The organism is Nocardia sp. GP40, from assembly GCF_050434125.1.
GTDB classification, from domain to species: domain Bacteria; phylum Actinomycetota; class Actinomycetes; order Mycobacteriales; family Mycobacteriaceae; genus Nocardia; species Nocardia albiluteola.
Map to the genome: position 1 here is coordinate 132,378 of NZ_JBNPVW010000015.1, position 13,606 is coordinate 145,983.

Below are 13,606 nucleotides of genomic sequence, written 5' to 3' on the forward strand. Positions count from 1 at the left end.
TAATTCAGAATCCATCCGACGACACCGGTTTTCACGGCAGTGCCCGTCGCTCGGTCAATCCGCGAAGCTGTTCCGGCGATGTCGGCGTGCTGCCGATCGCCGCCGCACGATCCTGGCGCGCCGGACCCAGCACCTTGCCGCGCCCGATCCGGTTGAGCGCATCCCGCATGAACATCTCCCCGCGCCTTTCCTCGGGTACCTGACGCCCCTGCCCGACCGGCGGCGAGGTCTCCTCCCGCAGAACTTGCAGCAGGAACGGCGCCTCCTCCAGATCCACACCCAGCCACTCCAGGCTGTTCCGAGCCAGGGTCTCGTCGCGCTGACGGAACACGAATCGGTTCGGAATCAGATTGTGGGCCGCGCCCTGAAAGTCGGTGGCCGGGTCGTGTGACGCCAAACCTATTGCGGCCAAATGTTTTCGGCCGTCGCGACTGAAATCGGAGGTGACCGCCGCACCCACCTGCGTCTGGGTGAAGTGATGAGCCTCGTCGCCGATCAGCAGGCCGAAGCGCCCGTTGTCGGTCAGGAAGGCCTCACGCGCGGTCACCCCCACCAGCTCGTACAGGGCGGTACCCAGACGCTTGGTCAGCGGCAGCCGGTTGTACAGGTGCGGGGTGGTGAGCTCCTCGGCCGTGGGCAGCGACAGGCCGTGGCTGCGGATTACGGTCGCGGCCGCGTCCAGTCGCAACGTGGGCAGATCGGGATCGAACAGCACCGGTACCCGGTCCACGATGGTGCCCAACCTCGCTGCCAGATCCGAGTATTCGTCCCCGGTCCCCTCTTCGCGCAGCCGCAGCACCACCTGAAGCAGATCGAACATCGACCGGATGTTGTGCTGGGAAACGCTTTTCGGCGTCAGCAAATTACCGAACGCCGCGCCCGCACCACTGGTGGGCGACAGATCCAACAGCGGCAGTATGGAATCCATTGCCCGCTCCCCTGCAATGCGAGGATTGAACAGCCGCAAGGGATCCAGCGACACGGTCGGATTGCTCAGATCGATGACGACAGCGTCATCGATCGAATCCGCAAAGTACGCCCACTCCCCCACCTGACTGCGGTCGATGGCGAGAAACTGCCCTCCCATATCGTGCACCAGCACCGCGATCAGCTTCAGCAGATACGACTTGCCGGACCCGAGTTCTCCGGTCACCGCGAACGAGGCCGAGAGATCGTGCAGTGCGGCCTCCATGATGCTGAAATGGATCGGCTCGAAATTGCCCGACATCAGATTGACACCGAGCACGGGGCCACTGTCGTCCCCGATCTGACTGGAGGTGAACGGCACGAAACCGGCCCACATGTCCGAGGGCACGATGTGCGCGAAATCGTCGTACGCGCGCCGCGGCGAGCTGCCCGGAATCAGCATCGACCACAGATCCACCTGCGCGCCCACCGGTGCGGTCATATCCACCTGGAACCGTTTGTATCGGCGCTTCAGCGCGTTGACCGCATCCAGGGTCTCTTCCCGGGTGTGACCGCCTACCGCGATAACCGTGGTGAAGCTAACCTCCGATTCGCCGCTGTTGGCCTCGAAGTGGTTCTGGTATTCCCCCAGCATCTGCGCCTTGGACATCAGCGTGTTCTGGGCGAAGGAGATCTCCTGATCGCGCTGATCCATCTGCTCGCCCAGTCGCCGCAGATTCAGCTCGTTGTCCTTGAGCACCTGCTCGGCCGGTTTGGTGGAAATCCGGATGCCCCAGTCGATCGTCACATCCGACATACCCTCGAGCACTGCGAGGAATTCGCTGCCGCCGGGAAAGCTCATGCCCGAGTATGGAAATGAGCGCGGGGTGAGCATCGTCTGATAGGAGGGCCAGGCGAAGTCCGACTGGACCACCTTCACCACCGGAACGAACGAGGGCCGGATGCGGCGGCCGTTATCGGTCTGCGCTCCCTCGTCCAGGGCTGCGGAACGGAATACCGCCGCCGTGACGTCATCGAGCACTCCCGCCCGGGTCGGCGCGTCGGGATCGCCGATGGCCCCCCGCGACAGATAGTGCTCCCACAGCCATTGGAACAACGCCGCGGGCACAGGAACCGGTTCGAAATCGTCGCCGATGCGCGACAGGATCTCGGTGGCCTTGTCGTCGTACTGCTGCAGATCCGTGGCCGACAACGCAGTCGCGTCGATCGTGGTGGTGCTGCCGCGCCACATCCGCGAGAGCGCCGATGTCGCCTGATTGCCGGACCCGACCGGAATGGACAGCAGGTGCATCCGGGTGTGCGGGGAGATCGCCCGAATACGTTCGTACGAGGCGACCACCTCGAGCGCGTAATCCTCGCACTCGTCCAGATCCACTCCCTCGACCATCTTGCTCAGCACGTCGAGGGTGTTGAGCCTGGCCTGAATGCCCAGCAGCAGAGAGCCGTTCGGAAGATTGGTGACCAGTGAGTGATGCGCGGCCTTGACGTCGTACTTATCGCTCGCCTTGCGCAATCCGTAGCCGAGCGGGTTGACGAAGTAGGTCGCGGTGACCAGCCCACTGTGCGTGAATTGCAAATTCCCGCGAATGGCGGCGGTGGGCTGCAGATCGCGCTCGAATGCCATCAGTATCCCCCTTGCGGAAGCGCGGTGCCGCCCTGAATCGCCGTTTCGACCCACGTCTCGGGCAGCACGATCAGCGGTGTTCTGGCCGGACCGCGTTGCGCGGGACGGACATCCGGGAAAATCACCACGACACTCTCCTCAACGAACACCGCATCCCGGGCCGAATCCCCCGTGATCGGCATTCCCGACGCCGAAATCGGTTTGCGCACCAGGATCAACCGAGCAATCCACAGGATCCGCGAGGTCATCCGAACCCCGGTATAGGGCACCAGCCCGATCGCGAACACCACACCGATGGTCAGCACCAGCCCGCCGATGAATGTGATCGCCGGGTTGACCGGCAGGGACATGGCCAGCACGGAGGTGATCAGGATCATGCCGATCGCGGCGACGACCTGCGGGAGCGTATAGGGACCAAAGGGAAGTTTCTGCCCGTTCTGGGCCTTGCCGATCATGGTCGGCACCCGTTTGATCGGTGTGAAGACCTTGATCGCCTGGGGCATCAGTAACCGCCGATGGGATGATCGGGCAGCACCGTCGCCCCATCGATCCGGGCGTAATTGATCAGTGTCGGCAGAATATAGAAGAGCACCGCCGCGAGCAGCGCCGATCCGACGATTGAGATGGTCTTGCCGGGCGAGAGCTTGTTCTTGGTGCCCTCGCTGATCAGCAGGCCCATGCTGACGATGGAGATGATGATCAATCCGCCCCAGCGCAATGCATAGAGCACACGCTCGAGGAGATTAGCCAGTTCGGTACTGAGCATGAGGCTGCCTTTCCGGTCAGTTCTGTGTCGCCGGCGGGATCTGTGCCGTCGGTGCCGAGGATGTGGTGGTTGCGGCGGTCGTCGGAGCCGTTCCCGGGCCGGAGCCTGGCTGCTGCGCGCCGATCACGGCCACGGGTGTGCGCAATTGCGGCAGCGGATCAATCGTCTGCACCTGCCATTGCCCCGCGGTGAGCACCATGCTCAGCGAATACGCGAGCGTCGGCGCCGCGCCGGCGGCCGATTTGGGATTCACCAGAATCTGCACCCGTGCGGCAGATCCGCCCGTCCCGCAACCACGGTCATCGGATTGCACCGAGACCGTATCCAGCGACGAAAATGGTGCGGGCTGTAATGCCGCAATCCCGGAATTCAGGCTGACATAACGGGTGATATCCCCGGCGCCGGTCAGGAATGCGGTGAGAAATTCGGAGGAGACCTTGGCGAGCGGTGTGTCGGTGGTGCAGGATCCGGTATATCCGAGTGCCAGGTCCGAGCCTTTCGCGGGCGGCTGGACCACTGCGGGCAGCGACAATGCCCGCAGCGAACCCTCGGATTCGGACACCGCGACGCGGTAGTACTGCCGATCGCCCGACGCCGTCGGGGTGGCGGCGCCGACGGTCGCGGCGCCGACGCGCACCGACACCGTCACGGCCCAGATATCCAGGTTCCCAACGGATCTGTCCCGCGCGATATGCACAACCGCGGGATCGGTCACCCGCAGCCCGGCGGACGGGAGCGTGATCTGCTGGCCGGTGCTGACGTACCGATCCAACTGCCCCTGCTGCCCCGACGACGCGCCCACGTAGGCCACCACGAAATCCCGGGCGAACGACCCGGCCAGTTGGGCGTGCCCGATGAGCAGCGTGGTGGAGTCGTCCGACGGCCCCTTCGGCGGCGTGGAGAAAAAGCCGGCGACGGCATTTACCCCACCCAGCACGGCAAGGACCGCGAGCACGGCCATGAGAGCATTATCCCGACGTCGTCGTACAACCATTCGGCGAAGTAATTCATCGCCGGAATCAGTCGTCCGAGTCGTCAGAGTCCGCACTCTATAAATGGTAAGGAGAATGACGTGTCGTCCATTACTCCACTGTTCCCATTATTGGGGAGATCGGCGAGCCGACCGGCGGCGCGACTCAGCCGGCACCGCAGTTGATCGTCGTATCCGACGGGTGCCGACGGCCCGCTCCGGCGCGCTTCCAGCATCGGCTGGCCGTCGGCCACGCGCACCAGTTGCGCAATGGCCAGCTGCCGCGCGGAATATCCGGGATAGGGATACAGCAGCACCGAGGTCGGGGTGTATCCACCGCTGTAATTGAGGACACGAAGCGTCATACCGGCGGTGCCGCCGGTGCGCAGCTGATCGCCGAGCCCGGCAAGAGCACCGCGGTCGTCCGAGTGGAACACGTCGACCGCGCGGAACAGGTAATCCCAGCGGATCCAGGGCGCGGGATCGGTCAGCCAGTGCGAGATGCTGGTGTATTCGAGCTGCAGGACGGCCAGATGGTTGCCGGCCCGGCGATGCGCCTCGCGCAGGCCGACATTCTCCAGCGTCGGCCAGCGCACGGCGGGCCTGCCCGCGGACACGTCCTCGATCAACCACCAGGCGCCCCGGGTGGACCGGTCGTCGCGCGCGCGGATGGTGACCCGCCAGCGTCCGGTGGGCCCCGACCTGGCGGGAACGGTGACATCGAACTGCATCTTGTCGCCGGGCTTCGGCTCGTAGAGCAGATCGAGCACCTCGGCGTGCAGATCGAAGGCACTCATGCGGTGGAAGATCTCCGCAATCGACATGCCCGGAACGTATTCCTGCGGCGACATGCCGGGCAGCGCCGCGGCACCGCTGGGCAGCCGCACGGTCTGCGCGTCCAGATCCCACACCGCGCCCACCGCGACAGGCGGCTCGGGCGCGGACCCAGTGTCGGGCCCCAACCACAGCTGAATCGCATGCACATCACCGGCCGGGCCGAACACCGGTCGCAGCCGCAGCAGGTAGGGCCCCGAGTTGGTGCGAATCCGGCGATCGAGGGCGTGCGCGCGATCGCGCACCGCCCCGATCGCCTCGGCGATCTGCTGGGTGGACATGCCGTCGTATACCGCGGGCATCTTCCCGAGCAGCCGCTGCACCACCCGCTCCCAGGCGGCGAATTCGCGTGGCGCCTCCCCGACCGAGGCGACCGAGAGGGTATTCGGTGCCAGGGTCTCGAGGGTCACCCAGGGGGTCACTGCGCCGCTACGCATCGCACTCTCAGCCGTCCGGTCGGATCCGACGATCCGACGAGATTCACATGACCCATTCAATGTACCGTTAAACAACGGCACATTCAATTCGGTCATTTGCTGACGGCCGACGACCCGGCCAGGGCTAGCACGCCAGCACCCGCGAGCACACCGAGCTCACCCAACGGCGAGGGCACCACCCGCAGCCCGGGAAGATAGCTCAGGCGGGCATGTTCGGCGACAGCTTCACCCAGCGGCTTCCACAGTGCCGGACCGCATTCGGCCACGGCGCCGCCCAGCACAACCAGATCGATGTCCAGCAGCGCGGCCACCGACGCTATGGCTCGCCCCAGCGCGACACCCGCACGGCCGGCCGCAGCGGCCGCGGCCTCCTCGCCGAGGTCCGCGGCCGCGATCAGCTCGGTCAACGTGGTTCCACCCCAACCGTGCGCCCGCGCCCAGCCGAGCATGGCGGACCCGCTCGCGACCGCCTCGAGGCAGCCGTGGCCCCCACACGCGCAGCGTTCATCGAAGCCCGGGACGAGCAGATGGCCTATGTGCCCGCCGTTTCCGGTGCGCCCCACGGCCACGTACCCGCCCATCATGACGCCGCCGGCGATATGTCCCGACACCGAGAGCGACACCGCATCCATCACACCACGTGTCGCACCGAAGGCCCGCTCCGCCTGCGCCACACAGACACCGTCCACCGCCAGGTTCACCTCGGCGCCCGGAAATGCCTTGCGAGCCGCATCGACGATGCCGAATCCCGCACGCCACTGCGCAATTCCGGACGGCGCGACCACTCCCGCGGCCATATCCACCGGCCCCACGGAGCCGATACCCACGGCGGAGACATCGGCGCCCTGGGCAACCTCGTACAGCAGGTCCCGGCATGTCTCCCAAGAGGTTCGGTCCGTTACGGGGACGCGCCGGATGTCGTCGTCGTCGACACCGTCCTCCACCCGGCTCGCCACCAGCCCCGCAGGACCGATCTCCAACGCCAGCACTGTCATCGAATATCCACCGTCACAACAATTTTCGAATTCAACCGACGCGACTCAGACCGCAGCCGCCGTCGGCCGCACGCGCCGCCCGAGCACCAGCCGCCGCCGCGGCACCGCCGGCGCGGACTCCGAGGTCTGCGGGCGCTCCCCATTGCGGATGATCCGCAACGGGCGCTTGTGATCGAGAGCGGCGACGCGGTGCCGATCGAGGTTCTCCACGACCCGGCCGGCGCCGTCGTAGGCCACCCCGGCCCAGATCATCGCGCGCGGGCCCAGACCACGCTCGATCAGGCCCTTCGCCATGTCCTCGCACTGCGCGAACAGGGGGCAGCGCTGGCAGGTCATCACGGCCGTGCGCCACGAGTCGGGGGTGCCCACATCGAGGTCCCAGTCGTTGGGCACCTCGGCGCACGGCGGACGCCGGTGCGCAGAGGTGGGCGTGGCCGAATGATGGGCCGGTACATGCGATCCCGCGATCGATGCGGGGGTGGTGAAGATGTTCATAGCCGTCTCCGGGAATGCCGAGGCCACGCCGAACATGTGCGTGCCCATTGGTCGGACGTCATCAGGGCTGCTCAACAGTCCCCGGAATGCAGCGAATTCGCTGTACTCGAACGCTAGCTCAGGATCCCGTAAGGATCAAGGGGTTGTGCCGCCATGTAACGGCACGTTGATCTAAGAGTCGACATATGAGTCATAAAGTATCGTCCCGTTACCTAACGTTCCATCAACATTGACGCGATGTCAGGCTCATCGCCCGGCCATCACGATCGCTGCGCATAGGCCACCGCCACGTGCACGCGCGAATGCAGGCCCAGTTTCGACAGGATGCTCGATACGTGGGTCTGCACCGTCCGCCGCGACAGGAACATCTGCTCGGCGATCTCGGCATTGCTGCATCCCTCCGCCACCTGAACAGCCACCCGCTGCTCGGTGACGGTCAGCGCCTCCCAGCCGCTCTTGGGCCGCCGACGCGGCCCGCGGCGACCGGGCCGCAGCCCACTGGCGCGCATCCGCGCCTGCGCCCGGGCGACCGACCATTGGGCGCCCACGGCCGCGAAGCGCTCGAGGGCCGCACTCCCGGCCGCCTTCGCCTCGTCCTTGCGGTCGGCACCGATCAGCATGACCGCGAGGCATTCCTGCGCCTCGGCGGCATACGCCGGGCGGCCCGCCGCGGTGAAGGCTTCGACCGACTGCTCCACCAGATCGGCGCAGCCCTCCGCCAGCCCCCGGCACAGCCAGGCTACAGCCTGCCTGCCGGTCGTGGGCTGGATGGCGACCATCTTCTCCGCCCGGGCGGCAATCGTCGCGGCGGCCTGCGCATCGCCGGTCTGCATGGCCAACCGCGCCACGCTGGGATACAGGTCGGACAGCGTCACGGACGTGGGGTCGGCGGCGGCCGTGTCGAGAGCGTCCATCAGCACGCGCAGCGCCTCGTGCAGATCTCCGCGGGACTCGTGTTCGAAGGCGATCGCCCAGGCTCGATACTGCTGATATCCTCGGACTCCCGTCTTCTCGCTAATCTCGTCCGTGACGACATCGGCCGGGGCCGCACCGCGCATGATCGCGATGACGGCGATCAGGCCACGCGCGGACACGTCCAGACCGCGAGAATCCGGGACCTTCAGACATTCCTGAGCGGTATCCAATGCGGCGTCCCAGCGTCCCGCGAGGAAGTGCACGCGAGCCTGCGTCAGCAGACTGATCGCCTGGTACACGCCGTAGCTTCGCCCGGCACGCAGCACGACATTCTCGAACGCCGCGTCGGCCTCGGCCAGCCGATCCGCGTCGACCAGGCTGAAGGCCCGCAGGAGTTGCGCGTCGACGTGCATATCCCACTGCTCCGGAACCGCAAAGCCGCTGTCGGCCGCCTCGATGAGCTGCTCGCTCTCCCGAAGCGCCAGATCGACCTGCCCTTCGGCGTAGTACAGCATGCCCAGCACCAGCTTGCCGCTGCGCACGGTCAGGTAATCCTGTGCTGCCGCACCGAGTTCCATGACGCGCTCGGCCTCTCGGCGGGCATCGTCGTACCGCCCCAGATAGAACAGCGCGGCAGCGGCCAGGCAGCGATACCCGCGCATGACCTCGGGCGGCAACTCGTTGCGCGCCAGGGCCTCTCGGATATCTTCGAGCACCAGGTCCCACCGGCCCCGCACACAGTTGAGCTGGATCGCGAGCGTCTGCAACTCGTCGTCGACCGCGCGACTTCCCGCCTCCGCCTGTGCCGTTGCGAGCATGAGCGCCGCCGCGTCCGATCGCCCGCTTCGCATTAGTGCTCGAATCAGGTGCGGCCGCAGCCGATCTCGATCCGCCATCGCAACGCTGGGCGCGGTGACGGACCGGCCGATCAGGTCCGCCGCCAGGGCGGGCTCGAGAGCGATCAGGGCCGAGGCCGAGGACACGAGCCAGTCGATCATCCACTGACTCGGCGGCCCGAGATCGGCGTACACATACCGCGCGATCCGGACGACCGACGCACTGCGCGCGATGAGCTGGGTCGCCGTGTGGCGCAGCAATGCGGTCCGGACCGAGGACGACACGGTTCTGCCGAACACCCGGCGCACGATGCCGTACCGGAAGGTCAGCTCACCGTCCTGGTGTGTCAGCAGCCCGGCTTGCTGCGCGGCGCGCACCGCGGTCAGCACCTCGGCGGGCGAGGTGCCGAGAACCAGGGCCAGGTCGGCGGTTTCGACCTGCGGAATCAGCGCCGCCGCGACCGCGAGCACGTGCGCGGCCGATTCCGGCAGCCCGTCCAGCCGCTGGGTCACCGTCTCGATCAGGCGCGCCGGCAATTCGGTCGCACCGGCGGCACTGAGCCGCGCCGATGCCGCCCGATCGTCGGCGCGGTCGACGGTGAGCGCGCCGGACGCCAGCAATCCGGTCACCAACTCGATGACGTACAGCGGATTACCACCGGCCTCGGCCGCCACCGCCGCCAGCTCCGCCGGGGGCGGCGCTCCGATCGAGCGCTCGATCAGCAACCCCACCTCGGCATCCGTCAAGCGGTCCAGGACGAATCGCTGCGCGCCCCGGGCCTCGAATTCCTCCAGCAGCCGGGGCAACCCCTCGCGGACCGGGAACGGCCGCACCGTCACCATGACCATGAGCGGCAACGCATCGACGAGTTCCCCGAGGCGGCGCAGGACGGACAGACTCGCGTCGTCGGCCCACTGAATATCGTCCAGCAGCAACACGACCGGTCCATCGGCGCACCATCGGCTCAGCATCTCGACGACGGCGTGGACGGCCGCCGGTTCGGCCTCGGGCGGTTCGGCGCTCCCCGGTGGCGGCTTCCCGAGGCAGGAAGTCATGGCGGCGAAGGGAATTCGTTCCTCGAGCTCCGCGGCCGCCCCCCGGAGCACCCGCATCCCACGCACCGTCGCCATGGTGGCGGCCTGTTCGATCAGCATCGTCTTGCCGATCCCCGGCTCGCCCTCGACGATGATGAATCCCCCTCGGCCCGAGAGGGTTCTGTCGATCTGGGCGGCGATCCGTAGGACCTCCGGCGTGCGCCCCACCAGACTCGGGTTGTCCGTTTGCGCCGACGTCGGGGATATCGAGCTCATCCGCGGCCACCTGTTCACCACTTACTAAGACAGCCGACCCTGGCTGTCCATTACAGGGAAACCTTAGTGGTGGGAACAGCCGCGTACCGCACGGAGTCGTGAATATGTCCGAAATGACACGGCATGTGTCCGCTTCAACACATGCCGCGTCCGGAAATCACAAGTGCCTCGACCGAAAGGCCCAAATACGCGCCGGCCGGGTTTCGCGCCCGGCACCTAGAGTGGGGCAACAACATTGATTCCTCAACCGGGGACTTCCCACGAAAGGGAGCAGACGGTGCCGATACCACTGCCTACCGCGGGCGATGCGCCGCGCGACTATCTGGCCATGGGGCTGGGCTGGGATCCCCCGCGCTGGAGGATGTTCCGCGCGCGCCCGGACGACATCGATCTGAACGCGGCGGCCCTGCTGTTCGCGGACACCGAGCTGATCGAGGTCGCCTACAGCGAGCAGCTCAGCGCCGCCGACGGCGCGGTACGCCTGCACGGGGACAACCTCACCGGCGACGGCAGCAGCGACGACGAGCTGATCACCATCGAGCTGAGCCGATTGCCGGAGCGGGTCACCGCCGTGGTACTGCTCGTAACCTGTTATACGGGACAGACTTTCAACGATGTCCGCAACGGCTTCTGCCGCCTGATCGATGCGCGCACGGGCGCGGAGGTCGCGCGGCACACGCTGCTGCGGGGTCCGCACACCGGACTGATCATGGGTCTGCTCCTGCGCACGAGCTCCGGCTGGCAGTACAGCGAGATCGGCGCCGGCATCGATGCCCGCCACCCCATCGAGGCGCTGCCCCACCTCACGCGCTATCTGACCTGAGCCCCGCCGGGCGCCGCGCCGGATCCGCGCCGGACACGCCGCGCGTTTTCAAACGATCTTGTAACGGTGCGGACACAGTGTGCGCGCATGCCCGAAACGGCTATGAGCTCGTGATTTGCTGTGTCGAGCTCCCTTTCGCAATTCGAATGTGCCGGCCTCGCCGGTCGATGTGGAAGGACTCGACATGTCGATACAGCGACCGTCCAGGCACGCCCGACTCACCGCCGAACTGCTCTGCACCGCAGCACTATCGATATCAGCCCTGACACTCTGCGCCACACCCCCGGCCCGGGCGGATTGCACGGTCCTGTGCGCGGACGAGGTGACGCCGACCGCCGCGACGGGCTCGGCGGCCACCGGATCCGCCAGCGGCTCGGCCAGCGGATCCGCCAGCGGCTCCGCCACCGGATCTGCCCGGCTCGGGCCGAATCTGACCGGCATGGGACTGGGCCTGATCCTGCCGCTCACCAGCATCACGCCCCGGGCGGTGGCCCTGATGATCGTTCCGACCGGCGAGTTCCCCTCGTTCGACCAGGTCATCACACACGAGAGCAGCTGGAACGTGGTGGCGGTCAACCCGAAGACCGGCGCGTACGGCCTCGGCCAGGCCCTGCCGCCGGAGAAGATGGCCGGCTACGGCCTGGACTGGCGGTACAACGCGGCCACTCAGATCCGCTGGGCGTACGACTACATGTGCGAACGCTACGGCAGTCCGGACGGGGCCTGGGCGTTCTGGCAGCTCCACCACTGGTACTGATCCGCCGCAACCCCGACTCCACGTCGTGGTCTGTTCGCACAAGAGTCACGCCGATCGCCGGGCACGTCCTGCGCGCTCCGTCGCGAATCTGTGGGTCCTGCTGGCCGATCACCGTGGAGCCGTGTGGATCCGAGACCCTCGATTCGTCGCCGGGCCGCGCGCCCGGGCACGACGCACTCGTGCCCGCACAGTCGACCCGACTACTGACAGATTCGTCGGGATTTCGTCGGGATCGCATGCCGATGCGGCCGGGAGACGACCGGGTAACGTCGCCCGCATGACCGAGAGCTTTGTGCAGCGGGCCGGGCGGATCATCGATGCGATCCTGTCGTCCGACCCGGTGACCGCGTACTACGTCGGCGACCATCGGGCCGACGACCGGTTGCCGGATCTGTCGGCCGAGGCTGTGCGCGCGCAGGCCGCCATGCTGCGCGAGGCCTCGCATGCGCTGACCGAGATCGACGACGACGAGCTCGACGCGCAGGATCGGGTGGATCACGCGCTGCTGCAGCAGGAGGTCGACGGCAGGCTGTTCGCGATCGAGGAGCTGCGCGAGCACGAGTGGAATCCCCTGGTGCACAACCCCGGACCGCTGCTGTACGGCCTCGTGGAGCGGCCCTTCGCCCCGCCCGCGGACCGGCTGGAGCTCCTCGCCGCCCGGCTGACGACGCTGCCGGATGCGCTGGCCACCGCGCGCACCACACTGGGCGAGTGCCCGCGCGTCCACGTCGAGACCGCGATCGGGCAGTTCGGCGGGGTCGCGGCATTGATCCGCGACCAGGCGCCCGCGCTGGCCGCACAGGTGCCGGGCGCACGGATCGCCCCGGTCGCCGACGCGGCGGTGGCGGCACTGGAGGAGTTCACCGGCTGGCTCGGCGACCGGCTCGACCGCTGCGAGCGCGATCCCCGCCTGGGCCGGCGGCTCTGGGAGGCCAAGCTGTGGCACACCCTCGACACCGAGCTCGGCGCGGCTCAGGTGCTGGATCGCGCACATGCCCACCTGGAGCGGGTTTCGGACGAAATACGCTCGGCCGCAGGTGAGTTCCTCGGCGTCGCCGCGCCGGACGACGACACCGTGCGGGCTGCGCTGAATGCACTCGCCGCCGATCATCCGGACAACCACACCGTCGTCGCCGTCGCGACCGCTGCCTTGCAGGAGGCGAAAGACTATGTGGCCGAGCATGATCTGGCAACCCTGATCGAGGACCCACTGGTCGTGCAGGAGATGCCCGAGTTCGCCCGCGGCGTCGCCGTCGCCTACTGCGATTCCGTCGGACCGCTCGAAACGGCGGATCTACCAACATTTTTCGCCATCGCGCCGACGCCCGCGGACTGGAGCGCCGAGCGGTCGGCCTCGTTCTATCGCGAGTACAACAACCACATGATGCGCAATCTCACCGTGCACGAGGCGATGCCGGGCCATTATCTGCAGCTCGCGCATGCCCGGCGATTCCGCGGCTCCACGCCCGCGCGGGGGCTGTGCGCCAGTGGCACCTTCATCGAGGGCTGGGCCGTCTACGCCGAGGAACTGATGTCCGAGCACGGCTTCGGCGGCCTGCCGGTGCGGCTGCAGCGGCTCAAATCGCATCTGCGCATGACGATCAACGCGATCCTGGATCAGGGCGTGCACTGCGACGGCGTGACGCAGGACCAGGCCATGGATCTGATGCTGCGCCGCGGATTCCAGGAGGAGGGCGAGGCCGCGGGCAAGTGGCGCCGCGCCCAGCTGAGCTCCACCCAGCTATCGACCTATTTCGTCGGCTACAGCGAGGTTTCCGCGGTCGCCGCCGCCCGTCCGGCCGGGATGCCGTTGCGGCAGTGGCACGATGCCATGCTCGCCCACGGCTCCCCGTCCCCGCGCCACTTGGCGGCGCTGCTCGAGGTGGGCTGAGAGCGCTCCCCTCTCGCACCGTGTT

General features: G+C 67.3%; 11 protein-coding genes. 3 read left to right on the plus strand and 8 right to left on the minus strand.

Translation table 11 applies throughout. The annotated features are described in order from the left end of the window. Positions 1 to 31: 31 nt before the first annotated feature. The 8 genes from ABH933_RS35610 to ABH933_RS35645 form a co-directional block, all read right to left on the minus strand. Positions 32 to 2,551 carry an ATP-binding protein gene (locus tag ABH933_RS35610; protein WP_429424274.1) on the minus strand — a complete coding sequence of 840 codons (2,520 nt, stop codon included), beginning with the start codon at positions 2,549 to 2,551 and terminating at the stop codon, positions 32 to 34. Further along, positions 2,551 to 3,054, minus strand: coding sequence for a hypothetical protein (locus ABH933_RS35615; protein WP_429424272.1), 504 nt, complete (start codon positions 3,052 to 3,054; stop codon positions 2,551 to 2,553). The genes ABH933_RS35610 and ABH933_RS35615 overlap by 1 nt, the downstream gene beginning before the upstream one ends. Next, positions 3,054 to 3,317 carry a hypothetical protein gene (locus ABH933_RS35620; protein ID WP_429424270.1) on the minus strand — a complete coding sequence of 88 codons (264 nt, stop codon included), beginning with the start codon at positions 3,315 to 3,317 and terminating at the stop codon, positions 3,054 to 3,056. Before ABH933_RS35620 ends, ABH933_RS35615 begins: the two co-directional genes overlap by 1 nt. A 16-nt stretch (positions 3,318 to 3,333) precedes the next feature. Then, positions 3,334 to 4,278 carry a conjugal transfer protein gene (locus ABH933_RS35625; RefSeq protein WP_429424268.1) on the minus strand — a complete coding sequence of 315 codons (945 nt, stop codon included), beginning with the start codon at positions 4,276 to 4,278 and terminating at the stop codon, positions 3,334 to 3,336. 74 nt (positions 4,279 to 4,352) lie between these two features. Beyond that, positions 4,353 to 5,558 carry a GAF domain-containing protein gene (locus ABH933_RS35630; RefSeq protein WP_429424266.1) on the minus strand — a complete coding sequence of 402 codons (1,206 nt, stop codon included), beginning with the start codon at positions 5,556 to 5,558 and terminating at the stop codon, positions 4,353 to 4,355. 92 nt (positions 5,559 to 5,650) lie between these two features. Further along, on the minus strand, positions 5,651 to 6,553 hold the full coding sequence (locus tag ABH933_RS35635; RefSeq protein WP_429424264.1) for an ROK family protein: 903 nt from the start codon (positions 6,551 to 6,553) through the stop codon (positions 5,651 to 5,653). Positions 6,554 to 6,598: 45 nt separating this feature from the next. After that, the gene (locus ABH933_RS35640; protein ID WP_429424262.1) at positions 6,599 to 7,096 is read right to left on the minus strand and encodes a hypothetical protein; all 498 of its coding nucleotides are present in this window, start codon (positions 7,094 to 7,096) and stop codon (positions 6,599 to 6,601) included. 212 nt (positions 7,097 to 7,308) lie between these two features. Further along, positions 7,309 to 10,110, minus strand: coding sequence for an AAA family ATPase (locus tag ABH933_RS35645; protein WP_429424260.1), 2,802 nt, complete (start codon positions 10,108 to 10,110; stop codon positions 7,309 to 7,311). A gap of 277 nt (positions 10,111 to 10,387) precedes the next feature. Here ABH933_RS35645 and ABH933_RS35650 point away from each other — a divergent pair, with 277 nt between their 5' ends. The 3 genes from ABH933_RS35650 (at position 10,388) to ABH933_RS35660 (ending at position 13,581) form a co-directional block, all read left to right on the plus strand. Then, positions 10,388 to 10,933, plus strand: coding sequence for a TerD family protein (locus tag ABH933_RS35650; protein ID WP_429424258.1), 546 nt, complete (start codon positions 10,388 to 10,390; stop codon positions 10,931 to 10,933). Between the two features lie 184 nt (positions 10,934 to 11,117). After that, complete coding sequence (locus ABH933_RS35655) at positions 11,118 to 11,690, plus strand: hypothetical protein (RefSeq protein WP_429424256.1); 573 nt, start codon at positions 11,118 to 11,120, stop codon at positions 11,688 to 11,690. Positions 11,691 to 11,967: 277 nt separating this feature from the next. Beyond that, positions 11,968 to 13,581 carry a DUF885 domain-containing protein gene (locus tag ABH933_RS35660; protein ID WP_429424254.1) on the plus strand — a complete coding sequence of 538 codons (1,614 nt, stop codon included), beginning with the start codon at positions 11,968 to 11,970 and terminating at the stop codon, positions 13,579 to 13,581. Positions 13,582 to 13,606 lie beyond the last annotated feature (25 nt).

Coding starts and splice junctions, on each gene's coding strand:
- ABH933_RS35645 (WP_429424260.1), bottom strand. CDS start 10,110: ATGAGCTCGATATCCCCGACGTCGGCGCAAACGGACAACCCGAGTCTG.
- ABH933_RS35610 (WP_429424274.1), bottom strand. CDS start 2,551: ATGGCATTCGAGCGCGATCTGCAGCCCACCGCCGCCATTCGCGGGAAT.
- ABH933_RS35615 (WP_429424272.1), bottom strand. CDS start 3,054: ATGCCCCAGGCGATCAAGGTCTTCACACCGATCAAACGGGTGCCGACC.
- ABH933_RS35620 (WP_429424270.1), bottom strand. CDS start 3,317: ATGCTCAGTACCGAACTGGCTAATCTCCTCGAGCGTGTGCTCTATGCA.
- ABH933_RS35640 (WP_429424262.1), bottom strand. CDS start 7,096: ATGGGCACGCACATGTTCGGCGTGGCCTCGGCATTCCCGGAGACGGCT.
- ABH933_RS35660 (WP_429424254.1), top strand. CDS start 11,968: ATGACCGAGAGCTTTGTGCAGCGGGCCGGGCGGATCATCGATGCGATC.
- ABH933_RS35655 (WP_429424256.1), top strand. CDS start 11,118: ATGTCGATACAGCGACCGTCCAGGCACGCCCGACTCACCGCCGAACTG.
- ABH933_RS35625 (WP_429424268.1), bottom strand. CDS start 4,278: ATGGCCGTGCTCGCGGTCCTTGCCGTGCTGGGTGGGGTAAATGCCGTC.
- ABH933_RS35630 (WP_429424266.1), bottom strand. CDS start 5,558: ATGCGTAGCGGCGCAGTGACCCCCTGGGTGACCCTCGAGACCCTGGCA.
- ABH933_RS35635 (WP_429424264.1), bottom strand. CDS start 6,553: ATGACAGTGCTGGCGTTGGAGATCGGTCCTGCGGGGCTGGTGGCGAGC.